This is a genomic window from Vibrio nereis NBRC 15637 (assembly GCF_001591105.1).
Classification (GTDB): domain Bacteria; phylum Pseudomonadota; class Gammaproteobacteria; order Enterobacterales; family Vibrionaceae; genus Vibrio; species Vibrio nereis.
The window spans coordinates 1-19,711 of sequence record NZ_BCUD01000015.1 but is presented as its reverse complement, the minus strand read 5'-3'; the positions used below and the strand labels follow the sequence as shown (position 1 = coordinate 19,711).

At 44.1% G+C, this 19,711-nt stretch carries 17 protein-coding genes; 4 read left to right on the top strand and 13 right to left on the bottom strand.

The genetic code is table 11. The features are described 5' to 3' along the window. Window positions 1-3: 3 nt before the first annotated feature. Window positions 4-600, bottom strand: a complete 597-nt coding sequence (locus tag VNE01S_RS14525; RefSeq protein WP_053397041.1) for a VOC family protein — start codon at window positions 598-600, stop codon at window positions 4-6. A gap of 246 nt (window positions 601-846) precedes the next feature. On the opposite strand from VNE01S_RS14525, the gene argS reads away from it, so the two are divergent. Continuing rightward, window positions 847-2,580 (top strand): arginine--tRNA ligase, encoded by a 1,734-nt coding sequence (gene argS / locus VNE01S_RS14520; RefSeq protein WP_053397040.1) that lies wholly within the window; start codon window positions 847-849, stop codon window positions 2,578-2,580. Between the two features lie 105 nt (window positions 2,581-2,685). Next, window positions 2,686-3,114: an HIT family protein gene (locus tag VNE01S_RS14515; protein ID WP_053397039.1), complete on the top strand. Its 429-nt coding sequence runs from the start codon at window positions 2,686-2,688 to the stop codon at window positions 3,112-3,114. 64 nt (window positions 3,115-3,178) lie between these two features. Here VNE01S_RS14515 and VNE01S_RS14510 read toward each other — a convergent pair whose 3' ends face one another. The 5 genes from VNE01S_RS14510 to znuA form a co-directional block, all read right to left on the bottom strand. Beyond that, entirely contained in the window at window positions 3,179-3,409 is a 231-nt protein-coding gene (locus VNE01S_RS14510) for a FeoC-like transcriptional regulator (protein WP_053397038.1), read from the bottom strand. Then, window positions 3,406-5,679 (bottom strand): Fe(2+) transporter permease subunit FeoB, encoded by a 2,274-nt coding sequence (gene feoB / locus VNE01S_RS14505; protein WP_053397037.1) that lies wholly within the window; start codon window positions 5,677-5,679, stop codon window positions 3,406-3,408. The genes VNE01S_RS14510 and feoB overlap by 4 nt, the downstream gene beginning before the upstream one ends. Then, window positions 5,679-5,906, bottom strand: a complete 228-nt coding sequence (locus VNE01S_RS14500) for a FeoA family protein (protein ID WP_053397036.1) — start codon at window positions 5,904-5,906, stop codon at window positions 5,679-5,681. The genes feoB and VNE01S_RS14500 overlap by 1 nt, the downstream gene beginning before the upstream one ends. 783 nt (window positions 5,907-6,689) lie before the next feature. Beyond that, on the bottom strand, window positions 6,690-10,013 hold the full coding sequence (locus VNE01S_RS14495; protein ID WP_245649900.1) for a helix-turn-helix domain-containing protein: 3,324 nt from the start codon (window positions 10,011-10,013) through the stop codon (window positions 6,690-6,692). 267 nt (window positions 10,014-10,280) lie between these two features. Further along, window positions 10,281-11,162 (bottom strand): zinc ABC transporter substrate-binding protein ZnuA, encoded by an 882-nt coding sequence (gene znuA / locus VNE01S_RS14490; RefSeq protein WP_053397035.1) that lies wholly within the window; start codon window positions 11,160-11,162, stop codon window positions 10,281-10,283. A 79-nt stretch (window positions 11,163-11,241) separates the two neighbouring features. On the opposite strand from znuA, the gene znuC reads away from it, so the two are divergent. Together znuC and znuB are read left to right on the top strand one after the other, a co-directional pair. Then, complete coding sequence (gene znuC, locus VNE01S_RS14485) at window positions 11,242-12,027, top strand: zinc ABC transporter ATP-binding protein ZnuC (protein ID WP_053397034.1); 786 nt, start codon at window positions 11,242-11,244, stop codon at window positions 12,025-12,027. Further along, entirely contained in the window at window positions 12,020-12,805 is a 786-nt protein-coding gene (gene znuB / locus VNE01S_RS14480) for a zinc ABC transporter permease subunit ZnuB (RefSeq protein WP_053397033.1), read from the top strand. The genes znuC and znuB overlap by 8 nt, the downstream gene beginning before the upstream one ends. Before the next feature lie 82 nt (window positions 12,806-12,887). On the opposite strand, the gene purF is transcribed toward znuB, so the two are convergent. From purF to VNE01S_RS14445, 7 genes are all read right to left on the bottom strand, one after another. Next, the gene (purF, locus tag VNE01S_RS14475; protein ID WP_053397032.1) at window positions 12,888-14,402 is read right to left on the bottom strand and encodes an amidophosphoribosyltransferase; all 1,515 of its coding nucleotides are present in this window, start codon (window positions 14,400-14,402) and stop codon (window positions 12,888-12,890) included. A gap of 35 nt (window positions 14,403-14,437) precedes the next feature. Continuing rightward, complete coding sequence (locus tag VNE01S_RS14470; RefSeq protein WP_053397031.1) at window positions 14,438-14,929, bottom strand: CvpA family protein; 492 nt, start codon at window positions 14,927-14,929, stop codon at window positions 14,438-14,440. A gap of 62 nt (window positions 14,930-14,991) precedes the next feature. Continuing rightward, window positions 14,992-15,543 (bottom strand): SPOR domain-containing protein, encoded by a 552-nt coding sequence (locus tag VNE01S_RS14465; protein ID WP_053397030.1) that lies wholly within the window; start codon window positions 15,541-15,543, stop codon window positions 14,992-14,994. Beyond that, window positions 15,544-16,809, bottom strand: coding sequence for a bifunctional tetrahydrofolate synthase/dihydrofolate synthase (gene folC / locus VNE01S_RS14460; RefSeq protein ID WP_053397029.1), 1,266 nt, complete (start codon window positions 16,807-16,809; stop codon window positions 15,544-15,546). 44 nt (window positions 16,810-16,853) lie between these two features. Then, window positions 16,854-17,780, bottom strand: a complete 927-nt coding sequence (gene accD / locus VNE01S_RS14455) for an acetyl-CoA carboxylase, carboxyltransferase subunit beta (protein ID WP_053397028.1) — start codon at window positions 17,778-17,780, stop codon at window positions 16,854-16,856. Between the two features lie 175 nt (window positions 17,781-17,955). Beyond that, complete coding sequence (truA, locus tag VNE01S_RS14450) at window positions 17,956-18,750, bottom strand: tRNA pseudouridine(38-40) synthase TruA (RefSeq protein WP_053397027.1); 795 nt, start codon at window positions 18,748-18,750, stop codon at window positions 17,956-17,958. A gap of 89 nt (window positions 18,751-18,839) precedes the next feature. Further along, the coding region (locus VNE01S_RS14445) for a FimV C-terminal domain-containing protein (protein ID WP_281178103.1) at window positions 18,840-19,711 on the bottom strand (872 nt) is incomplete at its 5' end.

Below are 19,711 nucleotides of genomic sequence, written 5' to 3'. Positions count from 1 at the left end.
CGATTAGCCCTGCTCCGACTCGATGATGCTTTTGATCGGATGAGGATGAAGTTTGATACACACACCTTTATGTTTAAAGGCAACGGTTGGGTTATTCAAACGCTCACCTTCCCCTTTAGGGCTCGATAATTTTATATTTACGCCGTTATCAGCGAGTTGCTCAAACTGCTGATCAAACTCAGGAAACCTCTGTTTTAGATCGTTTAAATACTCATCTGCCGTTTCAGCTTCGGATGGCACAACAAACTCAACATGTTCCCAACTTTGCTCTGGGTAGACTTTCCCTTCAGCCGGATAAGGTAGTTCAAGGCACTCTATTTCCCAGCCCAAAAAACAAAGAGGCTGATGAAACTCCAGCACAATAATTGGACGGCCATTAATAATAGCGTTCGAGATCTCTTTCCCCTGTTTTAACCACTCTTGATGAGCCAATTGTGCGAGTTCTACATCATTGATACGCAATGCGACATGATCTGCCTGAAAACTAGACAAATCGATATGCAAGATTTGGCTTAAACCTTGGATTTTATGCATAAATTCGTCTAGTTTTTCACACAACTGCGAAGGCATTAATTCAGCGTCAATCAGTCTTTGAGACATTTTCTTCCATCCAAAACATTAATTTTTCTACGATAGTAACAAGATCGTCAGGAAAAGTAGAAAATTTCCCAGATCCTTCCCTATAAGAGCGTCAATAAACTTGGTATTATGTGTGTCAAATTATGAAGTAGATTGAGATATGCATTCACTTCCCTTTTTGTGGATATTATCCAAGATAAGCGCTCTGCTTACTTGAGTTAAAAGAATGCATACCAAACCAATTCCCTAGAATTGAAGGAAGCGCGTGTGAATATCCAAGCACTTATTAACGACAAAGTATCTCAGGCTCTAGAAGCCGCTGGCGCACCTGCAGGTAGTCCTGCTGCTGTTCGCCAATCTGCAAAACCTCAGTTTGGTGATTACCAAGCGAATGGCGTAATGGGCGTAGCAAAAAAACTAGGTACTAACCCTCGCGAATTTGCGCAAAAAGTATTGGATGTTCTGGATCTTGACGGCATCGCGAGCAAGACAGAAATCGCAGGTCCTGGTTTTATTAACATTTTCCTAAGTGAAGAGTTTCTAGCGAAACAAGCTGAGTCTGCACTTGCTGACGCTCGCCTTGGTGTGACTGCTGAAGAGCAAAAGACTATCGTTGCTGACTACTCTGCACCGAACGTTGCAAAAGAAATGCACGTTGGTCACTTACGTTCAACCATCATTGGCGATGCTGTTGTTCGTACTCTTGAATTCCTAGGCCACAAAGTTATCCGTGCAAACCATATTGGCGACTGGGGAACTCAGTTCGGTATGCTTATCGCAAACCTTGAGCGAGTTCAGCAAGAGTCTGGTGAAGTGTCAATGGAGCTTGCTGATCTTGAAGCATTCTACCGTGAATCGAAAAAGCTTTACGATGAAGACGAAGAGTTCGCACTTAAAGCACGTAACTACGTAGTGAAACTGCAAGGCGGTGACGAATACTGTGCTGAAATGTGGAAGAAGCTCGTTGACGTGACTATGGTGCAAAACCAACGCAACTACGACCGTTTGAACGTATCACTGACTCGCGATGACGTAATGGGCGAAAGCATGTACAACGACATGCTGCCAGGCATCGTTGCAGACCTTAAAGAAAAAGGTATTGCACAAGAAGATGACGGTGCGCAAGTTGTATTCCTAGACGAATACAAAAACAAAGACGGCGAAGCGATGGGTGTTATCATCCAGAAGCGTGATGGTGGCTTCCTGTACACGACAACGGATATCGCATGTGCGAAATACCGTTACGAAACGCTAGGTGCCGACCGCGTACTGTACTTTATCGACTCTCGTCAGCACCAGCACCTAATGCAAGCTTGGTCAATCGTGCGCAAAGCCGGTTATGTTCCTGAAGAAGTGACTCTAGAGCACCATGCATTCGGTATGATGCTAGGTAAAGATGGTCGTCCATTTAAGACTCGTGCTGGCGGCACTGTACGTCTTGCTGATCTACTGGATGAAGCCGAAGAACGCGCTGTTAAGCTCATTGAAGAAAAGAACCCAGAACTCGACAGTGAAGAGAAGACCAACATCGCGCGTACAGTGGCGATGGCTGCTGTTAAGTACGCAGACTTGTCTAAGCACCGTACAACTGACTACATCTTTGATTGGGACAACATGCTAGCGTTTGAAGGCAACACAGCGCCTTACATGCAATACGCTTATACTCGTGTAGCCTCTATCTTTGCGAAAGCTGGTATCTCTATGGACGAGTTGTCTGGTGAGATCAAACTGACTGAAGATAAAGAGAAAGCTCTGATTGCTAAACTGCTTCAGTTTGAAGAAGCGGTACAGTCTGTTGCTCGCGAAGGTCAACCACACATCATGTGTAGCTACCTATTCGAACTTGCAGGTCAATTCTCTAGCTTTTACGAAGCTTGTCCTATCCTTAACAACGAAGATGACGCAATTAAGCAGAGCCGTCTGAAACTGGCTGCGCTTACTGCTAAAACCATCAAACAAGGTTTGGATCTTCTTGGTATCGAGACGCTAGAACGTATGTAATCTAGTTTTTCAGGTTAAGCAAATAAAAAGGTTGGCGTGAGAACGTCAACCTTTTGTTTTATTTGGCGTATACTCACAAAAACAAACCATAATGAGATGACCGAAATGAGCTTTGAACTCCATCCTCAATTGGCAAAAGATACCACCGTTATCGGCCACTTCCCGCTTTGTGTCGCCCTGCTCCATAAAGACAATGCTGTCCCTTGGGTTATATTGGTTCCTAAACGTGAAAACCTGAAGGAACTGCATCACCTTCCAATGCAAGAGCAGCAGCAGTTTCTACTTGAATCACAAGCGGTCAGTCAGGCATTAGAGGCGACTTTCCAACCTGATAAATTAAACCTGGGTGCTCTGGGTAACATGGTTCCTCAATTACACATCCATCATATCGCTCGATTTAAAGATGATGTCGCTTGGCCAGGACCAATTTGGGGGAATACCCAAGGAGAATTTCGCAGTGAGGAAGAGCAGCAAGCACTGCTAACACGCATTGGCAACGTTCTATCACTCAGTAGTTTGTTTAGACGCGTATAAGTGGAACTTCCTGACTCACATTCAATATAATAGAGCCGCTCTATAAGCGGCTTTATTATTCACGTCACATTATAGCAGTTATGGACAGAGCATTTTGCTGCACAATCGAGTAACGAATCCGAGTGACTCTATCCGCTTTGTTGGTGTCGATATAACGAGAGATAACGCCTTTCTTTATCCATACCGAAAGCATTGCATCAACACCATCGACACTTAGCGCAAATTTCTTCGCTAAATCTGACTGGCTAACACTGCCTTTTTCTTCAATATATAGCTTTAACTCTGACAAGATCATGCCACCTGAGCCTCCAAAGCTAGCTGTTTATTGCCAATCGATTTCAACGCTTGATAACTGACAAAAAACACAAGTAAAATACCTGCAATCCAAGCGCTACTTGTCACAGGATGCTGAGTTAGGTGGGTGACCTGATAAAAAATCGTCGCAGAACCATACGCTAACCCCATAGTCCATATCGCGATAAAGCGGGCAAACTTGTCTCCAAATTCTCGCACGTACGCGCCCATCGCCGCGACACATGGCGTATACAGCAAAATAAAAATCAAGTATGCAAATGCCGCATTACCCGTCACAAAGTGCTGTTTTAAGTTACCAAAAATTGACGAACTTACTTCCTGCTCTTCAGCAACCGCTGCGCTGTCTGTCAGATCGCCGACTTCAATACCTAAAGGATCGGAATAACTCAGCCCCATCAAATTTTCTGGAATAGACACGACGGCTTCTTCAAGACTAGACAGAAGATCGTAATCCGCACCCTCTTCTTCGGTAGGCGCATAAAGGTTGTTCAACGTACCAACTACCGCTTCTTTGGCAAAAATACCGGTAATAATACCAACCGTAGCAGGCCAGTTGTCTTCCTGGATACCAATAGGGGCGAACACTGGAGTAACCACTTGTGATGCTTTTGATAATACGGAGTTTTCACTGTCTTCATGGCCAAACGAACCATCCGTTCCTAAAGAGTTAAGGAAACTCAGTATCGTTACAACGACAACAATCGTTTTGCCTGCTCCAAGCACAAAGCGTTTTAACTTTTGCCAGGTTTTGATCAAGACATTTTGCACGGTCGGCAGCTCATAATCTGGCATTTCCATGACCAAGCTATCGCTAGAACCCGGATAGAGCGTTTTCTTTAGTACAAAGCCAGTAAACACTGCAGCAACAATACCGAGTAAATACAGCGCGAATACGACATTTTGGCCACTTTCAGGAAAGAACGCAGCAGCAAACAAAGCATAAACAGGTAAACGCGCCCCACAGGACATAAAAGGCGCCATAGAAGCAGCAAGTTTACGCTCACGCTCTTGATCCAGTGTTCTAGTCGCCATAATGGCAGGTACGTTACAGCCAAACCCAAGGACTAAAGGCACAAACGCTTTTCCAGGCAACCCTATCTTCTGCATCACTTTATCTAATACGAACGCGGCGCGAGACATGTAACCAGAACTCTCTAAGATCGCTAAGAAAAGGTACAAGCAGGCAATCACCGGAATAAACGTTGCTACGGTCTGAATACCGCCCCCGATACCATCAGCAACAAGGGTAACCAGCCAAACCGGGAGGTGATCATCAAGCAGGTAATGCCCCCCATCTACGAGTAATGCCCCAACACTGATATCAAAGAAATCGATAAAGGCGCTTCCTACATTGATGGAGAACATAAACATCAGGTACATCACAACAAAGAAGAATGGCACACCAATCCATTTATTTAGAATGATACGATCGGCTTTCTCAGTGAAGCTGTGGCTTAACTTTCCTTCCGCTCGGCGAACATTCTTACAATGCTTGTGTAGGAACGTGTATTTAACATCGGCGACAAGCAAATCAATATCTAGCGTAATATGTGTTTTTTCTGCGGTAATTTGCTCACGCTCAGACTGAGTCATGGAATTAAGAACTAGCAGGTCGTTTTCTAACGCTCGAATGGCTAAAGCTCGTGAACAAACACTACCCTGTTCAGTATAAAGAGGCTCTATCGCTGTAATCGCATTCTCGAACTCTTCGCCGTAATCGAGTCGGAGTTCATCCAGAGCAACACCTTGTACAAGCACTTTGTGCAAGCGCTCTTTGAAGGCTTGAACCTGAGACTTGTTGTTCGCTGAAATAGCGAAAACCGGACAACCTAACAATGTCTCTAGCGCTTTAATATCAATAGATTGACGCTCTCGTTTTAACGCATCCATCTTGTTTAGCACCACAACCATAGGACGACCGAGCTCACGCAGTTGGAGTGTCATATATAGGCTACGCTCTAAACAAGTCACATCCACAACATTGATGATCAGGTCAGCGGGATGCGTTAACACGGCTCGTGAAGCAATGGATTCATCGATACTATTACCATCGTTACCGCTATCCAAAGCATAGATACCAGGCAAATCGGTAAGCAAAAACGCATCTCCGGAGTGCGTATACTTACCTGTTTTTTTCTCAACCGTCACACCTGCCCAGTTTCCGACTTGCTGCTTCGCACCAGTTAAACCGTTAAATAGTGTTGTTTTACCGCTATTTGGGTTACCGACCGTTAATATTTGGTACTCCATTATTTAACCTCTACTGTTACTGAGTCGGCAATTTTGGTGCGTACAGCCATAGAGACTCCTCTGACTTCAATCTGCAATGGGTCACCCAGCGGTGCTTTTCGAATCAACTTAACCTCTGTTTTGGGCAGTAACCCCATCACCATTAGCTTTTTTCTTACGTCTGTAGAGAGTTCAGAAAGATTTGAAATTGTGGCTTGTTGGCCTACTTGAAGCTGTGAGAGTTTCATTAACAAGGAGCCTTCAGGTAAATGAGAAAAGTTATTATTAATAATCGCAATAATACTCTTGTCACCCTTCCACAATCTTGCCTGAAATCAATAATTCCATTTTTAACACGTCATTTTCGTTAAATTTAACCACGTCAATTTCGTTAAAAATATACCTCGTGCACAAAACAAAAATAGAGTGATAAATCTAAAATAGATTAATATCATTAATTATCAATAACTTAATCAATCTGTCGTTTTTCTTATATTACAATGGCGTTAATTTTATAAGGAAAAACAGAAGACATGGTTATAGTGAATCCATCGAAAGGGCATGTACCTTAAGATTTTAAATTCCAGAGGTGGCGCCTCCCAGCGTCACTCCGGCAGCAAGCGAAGGTGTCGTTGGCACCCGTGGTATAGTCCCCCCGGCTATACCACGATATTTTTTTTATTATCGTTCTCACATATATTCCCTCTTCCTCAAACTCTAAACTTTCCTTATTGAGCATCACTCGCGCAAAGTGTAAAAAGTAGAACTCTACTCGAATATCAGACTGAGCCTAATGTTTCATCAGAGCCCTAGGGCAAGCTTTCATCTTGTGAACAGTGGCTTGTAATAAGGCGCTCTGAGTAATTCATTCAGCCGAAAGGCTGAGGTTCTATAATCGATAGGGACACATTAGAAGAGGATTAACGGGAAGATACCAGCGCTAATAAAACCAAAGATAGCGTTTGATACCTCTTATGAGTAGCAGCATCCCTCCTAGCCGACTAGAAGCATGAGGTAGTCACATATGAGGGTTAACTGTCTTGTTGTTCAACAAATTGCGTTGGTGACATACCAAATCGATGTTTAAAACGCTGACTAAAGTATGATGGGTCATTAAAACCACATTCAAATGCAACTTCAGACACTTTTTCACCAGCAAGTAAGCGACGGCAAGCATTATCCAAACGGACTTCAGTCAGATATTCAGTAAATGTTTTCTCTATCATCGACTTTAATCTACGCTGAAGGCTTCTTTCAGAAACGTAGAGCATTTTTGCCGCGGTGGACGTACTAAATTCCGGGTCAGAATAATGCTCCGAGACTAACTGTTGGACTCTGTCTAGCCATGGGTCATCCATTGTCGTTTGTTCATCAGTCTCTTCAGCATTTTCAATTGACTCTTCTGCCCATACTTCGCTTGTTTTCCAACGTATTTCGAGTAAGTTGCGCTCAGTCGAGGCGTGGATATTTAGAGTTCCTCCACTTTGTGCAACCATAACTTGGGCTTGTTGAATAAAAGAGGCATGATGACTTTCATCTATGGCTTCGCCTTCATCGATAATAGAAAGTGCGATCATTTCTCCTTCTTGACGTGTTGACGCAACAACCGTCTGATTTCGGTAACAACGCTTAACTAGGTTGTCTAACAGTAGGTTTAGCAATTCGTCTAAATTTGAACTTTCTAATGTCACGAAATAATCACAATCTGCATCAGATTTAAGCTCAATATTAACCCCAGATTTTGTCAGTTCATCTTCCCATCCATCAAGCACAGACTGCAAAATAAGTGTGAGGTTATATACCGCAGCAGAATCACTGTTGGTACTCTTTAAATGAAGGAGCAAGTCCAGCTCTTGGAGCAAAGAGTTCACCAATTTTCGATTCCCTACCCCCAGATTGAAGAGCACTTCATTAGTAGGGTTCACCAGTCTTTCTTTTAAAGCATTGATTGACTGATTGACAATAAGCCGACGTATTTGCAATTGTTTACGAAGTTGCTGGTTATTGCTCAACAAAATTCGGCTCTGATGGCGCAACTGGTTGGTTTTTAACTCAACTTGAGATCTTAGCTGTCGGTTTGCTCTTCTCATCATCTTAGAGCGCCAATACACAATCCCTCCAACCGTCAAAATGAATCCAAGGATATACATCGCCAAGGCATAAGGGGTCACAAACCAAGGTTTAGCCACAACAAACGAGAACGGAGTACTTTCGCCTCGTTGTGTATCATTAAAAACAGCACGCACTTCAAGTTGGTATTGGCCTGGAATAAGATGTTCAATGCTCAATGTGAAACCATCAAGCAATTGCCAGTCTTCATTATTCAACCTGTATTCTAAACTGACTTTGTTTACCTGCGGCAACACACCGAATTTAAACGCAATGGATTCGCCAAAATCGATCTCTGGCGCAATGGAAACGGGTGCGCCTAGCGATTGTAATTGTTGATTCACTTTAATCTGGCTAACGATGACTTGGACCGCCGGTGTTTTACTCACTGCCAGCTCTCGCGTATTTACTTTAATTAGATTGATGTGTGAACCGAGCAAAAGCACATTTTTATCATTAATGCTGTGGCTACATAACCCCGATGAGAACTCGTTACTGACTAGCCCGAAAGGCTCTCCGTAATGTCTTAACAAGTGACCTTGATTTGAGTATTGCGTTAAACCAGACGAAGAGGTCAACCACAGTCCATCAGTATTGTTTATCAGACATTTCGGCGTTATGTGTTCATCTAGCAGGGTTAATGGTTGAACGTGCCTATTATCAAGATTGAATTTGTAGACACCATATCGACCGGCAACCCACACCTCGTTATCAGAGGTTTGTACAATACTGATAACCAGACCAAATGGAGCGCTCTCTCTAATGAAATGAATTTTTCCATCACGTAGTACATATACTCCGTGCTCTGTGCCCAAAATCAACTCACCTCGATTGAGGACTGTCATTTTCGTGACTTGCGCAGGAAGGTACTTTTGAGTCATCCATTCCGAGCCATAATAAGTCAGCAATTCCTTGTTAAGCTGATAACTCCAAAGCTCATTTTCACTCGCGATCCAAAGAGTATTTTGCTGATCAATATCGACAAAACGAATGGCAGATGTACCAAGTACGTCGGGGATTGGGTAGTTATTTAGTAACTTACCTGTTGCCACATCCACTCGGCGAAGTCCTTGCGAGGTCGCTAACCACAATACACTCCCTTTCTCCGTCAAGTCATAAACTTTGCCACTGTATATCAATTCTCGCTTTTGATACTTATTACTTAAAGTCAACGTGTAAACACCGGACTCGCTTATCATCCAGTAGCCTTCACGGCTTTCCATAGGTATCAAAGAGTGGGGTCGATCTGTACTGAACTGCGGAGAAAAAATGTTACTTGGGTAGCGCTCAAATTTATGAGAAAAGAGCGAGAAGTAGCGAATCCCTCTATCCGTGGCAATCCAAACCCCCCCCGCTTGGTCATTGAGCAAAGCATAAATTTTTCCATTAACAATCGCGCGGTTACTTAGCTCAGAAGGTTGCAGTAATTTAGTCTCATTCGTTAAGAAGGAATAAACAAGCAACCCTTTTTCCGTACCAATCCAGTATTCATTGCCCGTTTCAGTAATACTGAGCACATGTGAGCCTTGTATATGCTTAACTGGATTGTTGGGGTCAGTAATATCGAAAACCAGCGCACCTTTGAGTGAACCGATAACAATTTCACGCCGCTTATCCGAGTAATAAAGAGTCTCAGTATAATTTTTACCTGAGCTAGTCACATGCTCGAACCCAGAATCATCAGAGAGATAAACACCAGCATCAGTAGCTAACGCCCATTTAGATAACACTAGTTGTGCATCATTAATTCGAATGGAAGAAGATTGGCTGAACTTATAGAGTTCGTATAATGAATAAGAGCTAAGCGCGCCTGTATCAATGTTGTAGGTATAAAAATTGGAATCATCCACTACCCAAATAAAACGTTTGGACGAGCCTATACGACTGATGACCGAACCTGGCTTCAAGCTGAAAGCCAGTTCTCTCTCTTGTTTGGGTATTGTGCGATAGATTTCATTTTGGAAGAACGTCCAGAATGCATTATCTAGAAAGGCAACTTGGTCGGTGTCGTGTTCAAGGGCAGAGCCAGATTGAGGCATGATGTTCTGACCATCAAAGAACAAGATCTGATTTCGAACATCCTGAAGCCATACTCCCCCTGTATCAGCGAGGAATAGGCGCTTAGCAGCGAATACTTTTCCCTGATCTTGTGTGGGCAGTGGGTAAAACACCGCAGGCGTCGACTCCACCGCAATGGCTACATTCGCTATGCAAATAGCAATAACGAACCAAACGGCTCTAATCACCAATTAAATCCCTAACAGCAACAATTATAAGTGCAAAAGTACTTTATCCTACCTACCAAATGTGTGTAGTCAAAGCATCTATTATTTTATAGGGATAATTATCTAATAATATCAATAATAAACAAGTTGGTTAGCAAACTTGGCGCGACTTTTCCGAACAGCTCGCAACGCATAAGCGAATTTGAGGAAATATCACGCAACGCTGTATCAAAAAAGGGAGTTATAAACTCCCTTAGTGATATTTGTCGAGCGAACGATGCAAAGCCGCTACTTCTGATCACTCAGACATTGGTAAAAGCTATCGGCTAATTGCTCACGCAGCATAAAGTAAGCGTTCTCTTCTTGCTCGATATCAGTTCCCAACGGATCAAGAACTCCCATTTTAGCGTTGCTGCCACGGATTACTGATTCAACAACCGCGGGAGTAAATTGAGGCTCTGAAAAAACACAACTTGCTTGCTGTGACGCCAGAGTCTTACGAATTTTAATTAAAGTCTTTGCGCCAGGCTTTCTATCAGGACTAACGGTAAAATGCCCGAGATGATTAAGGCCAAAATCCTGTTCGAAATAACCATAAGCATCATGAAATACGTAGTAGCCACGGCCTTTTACTGCTTCCAGCTTTTGCTTGATCTCTTGTTGTTGTCGAGCAAGCGTTGACAAAAACTCCTGCAAATTTTTCCGGTATGCATCTGCATTGGCTTTATCTATCAGTACTAACTGCTCTGTGATAGCTTCCGCTACTTGTTGAGCTGGACGGTAACCTAACCAAAAATGAGGGTCGTGATTACCGTGCTCATGTCCATGATGGTCATTGTGATCACCGTTGAACTCTCGTAACTCTAAGCCAGGAATGTCGCTTATGGTTAGGACTCGCTCTTGGTTTTCTAGCAACTTAGTCATAAACGGCTCTAGATCTTGTCCAAACCATATCACTAAGTCTGCTTTCCGAACTCGCTTTACATCAGAAGGGCGTAATGCATAGTCATGAGGAGACGTATTTGACGCCAAAAGTACGTCAGGCACTGAAACGCCTTTCGTTAACTCAAGCGTAATAAATTGAATTGGCTTGATACTGGTAAGTACAGTACTCGCCTGAGTGCTGAATACAGCCAACACTGTAACAAGGAGTGCAAAAATGCGTTTCATAAAACAAAACTACTATCTAGTCGAACAAGGGATTAAATGTTACATTATAACATTATATAATTGCAAATGAGTGCTATTCATGTCGACATTGGTCGAACTCACTAACATCTGTGTTCAATTTGATGAACGAAAGGTTCTCGACAGAGTCTCTCTAAAACTGAATCGCGGTGAAATCACGACGCTTATCGGTCCTAATGGGGCAGGAAAATCCACATTGGTCAAGGTCCTTTTGGGCCTTCAGCGTAAGTACAGCGGTCAAGTCAAGAAAATCGACAATCTAAAGATCGGTTATGTCCCCCAAAAACTTAAGCTCAATGAATCACTACCGCTAAATGTAGATCGCTTTATTCGACTTTCAGGAAAGTACAGTAAGCAAGAAGTCGTTGAAGCAACAAAGTTAGTCGGTGCTGAGCACTTGCTGAACTCAAATATGCACTCTCTATCAGGCGGTGAGAACCAGCGAGTACTGCTAGCTCGAGCTCTGCTTCAAAGGCCAGATTTACTTGTGTTGGATGAACCAGCGCAAGGCGTTGACGTGCAAGGGCAGATAGACCTGTACGATCTGATTGATACGATACGTCACCGTTTCAACTGCGCTGTATTTATGGTCTCTCACGACTTGCACCTGGTAATGGCCAAAACAGATGACGTCGTTTGTTTGCATCATCATGTATGTTGCTCAGGGACACCAGCCGCTATTAGTCAACACCCAAGCTATATCGCGTTATTTGGTACTCACCGCAACGAAGCTTTGGCTCTTTACCACCACCATCATAGCCACCACCATCACGATTTATCAGGTCAACCGGTATCTGGTGATGCAGAAACGTGCTCTAACCACTCTCACGGCCACCATCATGATTGAGTTTTTACTACCTTCAATATTTGCCGGCATAGGCATTGCTATCATTGCGGGGCCACTTGGCTCATTCGTTGTCTGGCGAAAAATGGCCTATTTTGGCGACACACTTGCGCATGCTTCTTTGATGGGTATTGCTCTTGGTTTTTTGCTTGACGTAAACCTGTATCTAGCCCTAGTGGTATGCTGCTTAGCATTGGCTGTTGTTTTGGTCACTTTGCAAAAACAGCAGCAGGTAGCCACTGATACGCTACTGGGTATTTTAGCGCACAGCTCTCTGTCTCTAGGCCTAGTTGCCGTCAGCTTTTTAGATGATGTACGCATCGATCTTATGAGCTACTTGTTTGGCGATTTACTTGCTGTCAGCCCAAGCGATCTTATCTACATCTATGCCGGTGCGGCAGCTGTATCGGTCATTTTAATGATATTTTGGCGTTCACTTTTAGCAACCACAGTCAGTGAAGACCTCGCGGCGGTGGACGGCCACAATGTAGAGTTAATGCGACTGATTCTGATGCTCATGGTTGGCCTTGTTATCGCTATCGGAATGAAGTTTGTTGGCGCTTTGATCATGACATCCCTGCTGATCATACCTGCCGCGACCGCCCGTCGCTTTGCTCAAACACCGGAACAAATGGCGATTACGGCCTCCATTATTGGCGCCATTTCCGTATTACTAGGCCTAAGCTTGTCTTGGCACTTTGATACACCAGCAGGGCCATCTGTGGTGATCAGTGCCGCGACACTGTTTATGCTATCTCAGCTGACTAAAGCTCGTAGCTAACGGCTACCGACTGATTTAATTCGCATAAAAACAATAAAGGCTTCCCAAAGGAAGCCTTTATTTACATTAGGAGCGAAGCCACTTAAGCACCTTCGTTATGCAGCTCTAAGTTAACAAGCTCTTGCTGCATGTCACGTTCTGTTTTCGCATCATCACTGCGTAGCGATTCTAAGAAATCGAGGTATTTCTGATCGATATCACCTGTCACGTATTCACCGTTGAAAACAGAAGTCTCGAATTTAGCGATATCTGTATTACCAAGGCCGACAGCTGAGACTAAATCATCCAGTTTTTGGAAGATTAACTCATCCGCACCAATTTGCTTGCAGATGGCGTCATTGTCACGCCCATGCGCAATAAGTTCATTCGCGCTTGGCATATCAATTCCATACACGTTAGGGAAACGAATTTCCGGCGCTGCTGAAACCATAAATACTTTTTTCGCACCCGAATCACGGGCCATCTCGATAATCTGCTCGGATGTTGTTCCACGAACAATAGAGTCATCAACCAGCAAGACATTCTTGTCTTTAAATTCTGAACGGATAGCGTTCAACTTACGGCGCACTGATTTTTTACGCTGTTGCTGGCCTGGCATAATAAACGTACGGCCAACGTAGCGGTTTTTAACAAAACCTTGGCGGTATGGCTTATCAATCGCTTGAGCGATCTGCAAAGCGATATCACACGATGTTTCTGGGATTGGAATAACCACATCAATATCCAAGTGATCGAAGTCATCACGAATACGATCCCCTAACTTCTTACCCATTTCAACGCGCGCGCTGTACACCGAAATCTTATCAATGAATGAGTCTGGGCGAGCAAAATAAACAAACTCAAAAATACATGGATTTAGCGATGGGTTATCTGCACATTGCTTAGTATGTAGCTGGCCATCAAATGTTGCGTAAATAGCTTCGCCTGGCGCGACATCACGAATAAAGTCAAAACCGACGGCATCAAGTGCCACAGATTCAGATGCCACCATATACTCCATTTGGCCGTTCACTTCGCGCTTGCCTAGACATAGAGGGCGAATGCCATTTGGGTCACGAAAAGCAATCATACCGTGGCCGATAATCATAGCTGTTACAGCATACGCTCCGCGAATCGTACGATGAACGTTGGTAACCGCGCGGAAGACATCTTCTGCTGTTACATTACCTTTAACGGTATCAATCTCGTGTGCCAATACGTTAAGTAATACTTCCGAGTCAGACGTTGTATTGATATGACGGCGATCTTTTTCAAACAATTTTTGACGAACTTCTACCGCGTTTGTCAGGTTACCGTTGTGAGCGAGAGTAATGCCAAATGGTGAGTTTACGTAGAATGGTTGAGCCTCTGAAGCACTTGAACTACCTGCTGTTGGGTAGCGAACATGACCGATACCAACATTTCCCTGGAGTCTTTGCATGTGTTTTGCTTCAAACACATCTTTGACTAAACCGTTCGCCTTTCTCAGACGAAAACGATTGCTTTCTATGGTACAAATACCCGCAGCATCCTGGCCACGATGCTGCAATACCGTCAACGCATCATAGATAGACTGGTTTACAGGCGTAGTGCCCACGATTCCAACAATACCACACATGTCTTAACCCTCGATTTTCGACAATGACTGGCGCACTAAAGCGCGCCAGATAAGAAACTAGATGTTGCTTGCAAGTGTTCAAAAAAAGGAGCGATGATGCGACTGAACTCTGGCACCAACTGCGACCCTTTCCACCACTCTGAGTCTGGAAACGATGTAAACGCATCCATAAAAAATAGTGTCGCAGAAACAATTAAAACACCGCGTAAACCGCCAAATACGATTCCCAACACTCTGTCTGTTCCTGACAAGCCTGTTTTTTGCACCAGTTGCGCGATGACGTAATTCACGACCGCCCCAACTACTAGCGTAGCAACAAACAAGGCTGCAATTGCGGCTCCATTTCGAAACATGTCATCTTCAATATTGGTAAAGTACACCGCAAGTTTTGCGTAGTACTGACTGGCAACAAAAAAAGCACCAAACCAAATAACTAATGACAATGCTTCTTTCGCGAAGCCACGAACTAAACTGATCAAAGCCGACAGGCCGATCACACTTAAAATGACAATATCTAACGGATTCATCTGTTCTTACATCTTAAGTTGGCGCGCATTTTAACAGAAAAAACGCTGACGCAAACGTTTTCTTATGGATTTAGCGGTTTAAATTTGAGCAATTGACCTTTTGAGCCAGTAATTTTTTCAAGTTCAATAACTTGTTGCTCCAACTTACTCTTCGAAACTTCAGGGCCAATTATTACCCTTGTGAAACCATTTTCTGGTTTGGTATGAGCTTGGTAACCGCGCTTTTTTAAATCACTAACAAGGTTCTTAGCGTTTTCTGCATTCTTCAAAGCCATGAGCTGAATTATCCACGCACTATCTTGATATTCATTACGCTCAGGAACCTCTCTGACCACTGCTGTGACTTCTTTGGGCTGTTCGACCTCAACTGGCTGAGCTGGGGTATCCTCGATAACCACTTCAACCGGAGACTCAGGCAGACTTACCCCATCATCAATAGGATCGAGTACCTCGAAGCTCTCTAGGTCGTTCCCCGTTTCAGGCTTAATAGGGATACTGGTGATCTCTTCCTTGTAGTGTGTTTTTTTACCATCCAACACATCCGGTAAAACAATCACTCCAATAGAAACTAATACGATAGTACCAACCAATCGATTTTGAAATTTGCTTGCCATTTATACTCCTTTGCTCTGCCAGTGCTCCAAAACTTCTCCAACCGTATGGAAAGAGCCAACGACAAGAATGACATCCTCAGCCTTTGCATGTGTCATTGCAGCTTCAAAAGCCTTTACCGGAGAATCATACTTATCATTGCTCCCCGGCAAATACTGACATAGCTCATCCGCTGACGCTGCTCTTGGTCCCTGTAGAGAGGCCGGATACCAACTTGACGCAATTCGAGACAACTCGCAAAGGGTCTGCTGAATATCTTTATCATGCAGCATAGCAACAACCGTATGGATGTTCTTACTGGCATACTGCTGAGCCACTTTTTCGACAAGGTAGCCTGCTGAATGTGGATTGTGGGCGACATCCAACAAGATCGTCGGTTTATCATTGATGACTTGCATTCGGCCAGGCAAGTGCGCGCCATTTAAACCATTGACGATGTTAATATCGGTAATGTCGAGGTGTGATGTCGCTAACGCCATAAGCGCTGTGGCCGCATTTTGCAGTGGTAGCCCTGGAACAGGCAAGTCTTCAAGTGCATAGGAACCATGCACCCACTTCCACTTTAGATCCGATGTTTTCTCGTACGAGTACTGTATCCCGACTTGGTACAACTCTGCGCCAATATCATCGGCATGAGCGGCAACCGTTGAAGGCGCTTTAGGTTGACCACATATTGCTGGCTTGCCGCTTCTATAGATACCCGCTTTTTCAAACCCGATGACGTTAATATCATCGCCAAGCCAATCAACGTGATCAATCGCTAGGCTGGTGATTACTGATACATCGTGGTCAACGACATTGGTCGCATCTAGACGTCCACCTAGACCAACTTCAAGTAGGACGACATCTACACTCTCTGTTTGGAAAAGTCGTAAAGCCGCTAACGTGCCAAACTCAAAAAAGCTCAGGCTAATATCACCACGTTGCTGTTCGATGAAAGCGAATGCTTGCGCATGTTTTTCATCATCAAGATCATGGCCGTTGACGCGTACGCGCTCGTTATAACGGATTAAATGAGGAGAGCTATAAACACCAACTGAATAGCCAGCATCGAGTAAGATGGCCTCCATGATAGCGCAGGTAGAGCCTTTGCCATTGGTGCCAGCAACAGTGATAACAGTAGGAGCAGGTTTGGTGAGGTTTGCAGACTTTGCGACAGCTTGAACACGATCTAAACCAAGATCGATCGCTGATGTGTGGATACTTGCTAAATAATCAAGCCACATCGCAAGTGGTGATGTGGCTTGTGGAATTTGGGGTTGATTCATCTAACTTAAACCAAAAAATTGCGGTTGTTTGTTAGTGTCTTACTTTACCCTTTTTCGTCGACTTCTGGTACATCATAAGTTTCTTCATTTGGCGAATCATTCACAGAAACAACCAATGGAGACGCTTGATCCGTCATTTTAGCAACCAGGCTCGCGATACGCTGGCGCATTTCACGGCGGTCAACGATCATATCAATGGCACCGTGATCCAGTAAGAATTCGCTACGCTGGAACCCTTCAGGCAGATCTTCACGTACTGTTTGCTCAATCACACGACGACCTGCAAAGCCAATCAATGCTTTAGGTTCACCGATGTTGATATCACCAAGCATTGCTAAACTTGCAGAAACACCACCCATTGTTGGGTCAGTCATTACCGAAATAAAAGGTAGACCCTTTTCAGACAAACGCTCTAATGCTGCACTGGTTTTTGCCATCTGCATTAACGACATGAGTGCTTCTTGCATACGAGCGCCACCGCTTGCAGAGAAACAAACCAAACCACAATTGTTTTCGATTGCCGCTTCTACTGCACGAACAAAACGAGCACCGACCACAGAGCCCATTGAGCCACCCATGAAAGAGAATTCAAATGCACACGCTACGATTGGCAAGCCTAGTAACTCACCCTGCATAACAACCAGTGCATCTTTCTCACCACTGTTCTTTTGAGCAGCTGAAAGGCGGTCTTTGTATCGCTTAGAATCTTTGAATTTAAGCTTGTCTTGTGGTTCCAGATCGTTAGCAAGCTCTACGCGGTTACTTTCATCAAGGAAAGTTTCCAGGCGACGACGAGCTTTCATACGCATGTGGTGATCACATTTTGGACATACTTCTAGGTTACGCTCTAGTTCAGCGTGGTAAAGCACCTGTTCACAAGATGTACATTTAGTCCATACACCTTCTGGAATGGACGCTTTACGTGAACTTACGATGTTGCTTTTTTCTAAAATCTTTTCAAGCCAACTCATGGAAGACCTTTTCTCTATTAGTCCCGCGCAAAATGCGAGGGAAACAAATTCTGAATTTACGCGTGAGGATTAAAGCATATTAAATGCCAGCTGTAGATAAAAAACTGGTTGTACCTATTTTTGAGCTTATCTCTCACACACTAAAAAGATGATAATGTAGACAATTTAACACGGTTTAGTTCAAATTATCTGGCAAAAATAGTGGCCCAATCGGCACTCTTGGTAATTCGAACTCTTCCGGATAATCAACATCCACCAAGTACAGCCCTTCTGCCTTAGCGGTTGCCCCAGCTAGCCTACGATTCTTCTCTTCCAGCAACCACTGAATCCATTCTGGTTCTTGCTCACCGCGCCCGACACAAATTAGACTGCCAGTGATATTACGCACCATATGGTGTACAAAAGCATTCGCTTTAATATCAATCACAACATACTGGCCATGGCGTGTAACGTTCAAATGCATCATATTTCGCCAAGGACTGCGAGACTGACAATGAACGGCTCTGAATGACGTAAAATCATTTTCACCTAGCAGGTATTGCCCTGCACGATGCATTTTTTCTTCATCAAGTTGGCCATGGTAATGGCTTACACCAGAAGATAAAATCCCTGGTCTCAAGGCGCTATTAAAGATGATATAACGGTACCGGCGTGCGGTTGCCGAAAAGCGAGCATGAAATTCTTCAGGAACCTCTTTAGCCCAGCGAACAGCAATATCACTCGGTAGATTTGCGTTCGCTCCCATCGTCCAGGCAACCGTTTTACGGTTTGCTGTTGTATCAAAGTGTACGACTTGGCCAGTACCATGCACCCCTGCATCAGTACGCCCTGCACATTGAACTTCCACAGGGTGGTTTGCAACGATACTCAGAGCTCGTTCCAGTTTTTCCTGTACACTTTTAACTTCTCTTTGACGCTGCCAGCCAAAGTAATGAGTGCCGTTGTACTCAATACCTAAAGCGATTCTCATCTTGGATTTCTCTTAGAAAATGGGGCGGGAAGTATAAACATTTTTGATAAAAAAAATAAGGGGGCTCTTCAGCCCCCTTAATGGATTTACTAGCTCTGAACAAGACTGTCTATAAGATTTTTAGCTTCACGGCGGATTTCATCACTACCATCCACTATGGCCTCTTCAAGCAGCTTTCTGGCTCCTGTCGGATCATTCATTTCCATATACATTTTGGCTAGGTCAAGTTTACCTGCCGCTTCAGTATTTGCACTGCTGTCATCGTAACTGTCGATATCACCGATCACATCCGGAAAATCGTTAAGCCCCACATCAAGTTGCAGCGTATCATCAATCTCTTGCTCACCTTCAGCTTCCACTTCAGCCATCAGCTCGTCAATCGTTCTGTACTGATGGTCCCTTGGGTTAAAGCCTTCAATTTCCTTCTGGTCTTCCCAATTTTCATCCGAAATTGTCGCCTGCGCGGGTGGATTTCCTTGAGACCAAATAGCCTGATCTTCCTCAGGAATATCATCACTGATTTTGGCTTGTTGCTCAGGAGAAAGAGAGAAGCCATTCCAATCCTCTCCCCCCATGTCGAGCATCGCATCGATATCTAAACCAGCACTGTCTGAAGCTGTCGCATCGATTGGCTGCTCAAAATCGAACCCAGGCTTGCCGTTGTCAGTGCTTTCTGAAAGCAGCTCATCAAATGCTTTCTCATCAAACTCTGCGTGTGGATAGCTGTCATCGATATCGTCAAGCGCACTGTCAACTGATAGCGTATCATCTTGAGTATTATCCAGCTCTTGCTGCGGGTCCGCCGCCGAAAGTTCAGGCTCAAGGTAGTTGCTATTAAACAGCTCGGCGAGAGCGTCTTGTTCGCTATATTCTGGCAGTTCTGAGTCATCAATATTGAATGGCTCTTCGACTTCAGCAGGTTCGGCAGTCTGCGCTTGTGGCTCAGCTTCTGGCTCTGACG